This is a genomic window from Bacillus sp. DHT2 (assembly GCF_026241455.1).
Lineage (GTDB): Bacteria > Bacillota > Bacilli > Bacillales > Bacillaceae_G > Bacillus_A > Bacillus_A pseudomycoides.
The window spans coordinates 1-2,178 of sequence record NZ_JAPHWH010000055.1 but is presented as its reverse complement, the minus strand read 5'-3'; the positions used below and the strand labels follow the sequence as shown (position 1 = coordinate 2,178).

Genomic DNA, 2,178 nt, shown 5'->3' with positions numbered 1-2,178 from the left:
TTCAGTAAATCTTTTCCTAGCCTATATGTGACCCGACCTCCTGTATATGTCTGAACTAATGGACGCTCATAATCTGTAGGTAGCTGTAGTACTGGTAAATCACCACTTAATTTCTTTAACCAATACTGCATCTGTGATTCCATATATCTACTAGAGAACAATGACCTTTGCCATATAGTAAAGTCTCCATACTGAATTGATAGTTCAGCTAAAGGCGAGGGATCACCATTTGAGAGCGCATTATACAACTCACTTAATTCATTCATAATAACTCCAATCGACCAGCCATCAGTCACGATATGGTGCATTGTCATAAACAATACATATCGATCATATTCAAGCTTTACAAGCCTCCATCGGATTGGGGGACCTGCATGTAAGTCAAATGGAGCCTCAGCCTCCTCTTTTGCCACTTTTTCTAATTTTTCATCTTGTTCATCTTTAGCTAATAAACTCAAATCTTCTATAGGCAAATGTGTCCAAGAAGGTTGCAAAATTATCTGAGCATCTTCACCGTCTATTCGCCTAAATACTGTCCTAAGTGCCTCATGACGTCGTACAATTTCGTTTAGGCTACGCTCTAGGATATCCCCCTTACATTTTCCACGTAACTCCGTGAAAACAGGTACATTATACATCGAACTATCAGGTGCCAACTTGTACAAGAACCATAACCTCTGCTGTGCATATGACATTGGTAACACAGTTCGAGAATTCGTTCGAGGAATTGATTGGTATAAAAAGCTTTTACTTTCTGATACACACAAACTCTTAATATAGTCTGACAACGACTTAATTGTTGGTCTCTCAAAGAAGACTCCCATATCTATATACACATCGAACACTTCATGGATTCGAGAAATGACTTGCATAGCCATAAGTGAATGACCACCTACCATAAAGAAATCATCATCTACGCTAATATATTCTATTTTTAGAACCTCTCTCCATATATCTAGCAACATTTCTTCTGTAGGACTATATGAGTGTTTAGTATGAACTGCTTGATAATTAGAATTTGGCACAAATAATGCATTCTTATCAACCTTACCATTTGGTGTTAATGGTATTTGTTCTAGCCATACATATGTTGTTGGTATCATATATTCAGGTAGCCTTTGTATAAGTTTTTTACGTAGAAGCTGTGTATCACTTTGCGATTCCCCAACGATGTATGCCACAAGACTTTTATCCCCAGGCGTATCTTCTTTCACATCCACTATTGCTTCTTGAATACCTTCACACTGCCTTAACACAGATTCAATTTCTCCAAGCTCAATCCGATATCCGCGTATTTTGACTTGGTTGTCAATTCTTCCAATGAACCTAAGACTTCCATCTGGCAAATAGTGTACTAAGTCTCCTGTTTTGTACATCCGTTCTCCTTCTTTGTCTAAGAACGGATTTGGTACAAATCGTTCTGCCGTTAGCTCTGGACGATTTAAATATCCCTTTGCGAGACCATCTCCTGCAATATATAATTCTCCTGGTACACCAATAGGTACTGGATTCATTTTTTGGTCAAGTACATATACTTGTGTGTTTGCAATAGGAGATCCAATAGGTATTACACCAAATGAATTTGCTACTTCGTACCAAGTAGCAAAAGTGGTAGTTTCTGTTGGCCCATAAACATGAACAATTCTATTTCCTTGTGCAGCGATTACAACCCTGCGTACCTGTTCCGCATCAACAGCTTCTCCACCAAAAAAAACTTGTTTAACAGAAGAAAACAATTCAGGATAAAACTCTGAAAATTTATTAAACAACGCAGTTGTTATAAACATTACACTGATTCGATTTTGTTCAATCCACTTTTTAAATAAGGGAACCGACAGTAGAATATCTTTATTTGCTCCACAAAGTCTAGCACCATTAAGCAAAGCTCCCCAGATTTCAAAGGTTGCAGCATCAAATGAAATATTGGACACCTGAGCTACACAATCTCCAGGACTTATAGAAATATAGTTGTTATTTCTAATCAATCTTATCACCGCAAACTGCGGTATTAATACTCCTTTAGGCTTTCCCGTTGTACCCGACGTATAGATAACATATGCCAAATTATCTGGAGTTGATATATTCTTCGGATTACTCCCACTTTCTTGAGCAATCACTGGCCAATCCTCATCTAGTTGTACGATACTTGCATCACAAGTCGGCAAGTTGTTTAATAAA

1 protein-coding gene is annotated in these 2,178 nt (G+C 37.8%); it reads right to left on the bottom strand.

Annotation, left to right across the window (positions count from 1 at the left end):
- A partial coding sequence (locus ORL93_RS30715) for an amino acid adenylation domain-containing protein (RefSeq protein ID WP_265960337.1) occupies nucleotides 1-2,178 on the bottom strand: 2,178 nt, incomplete at both ends.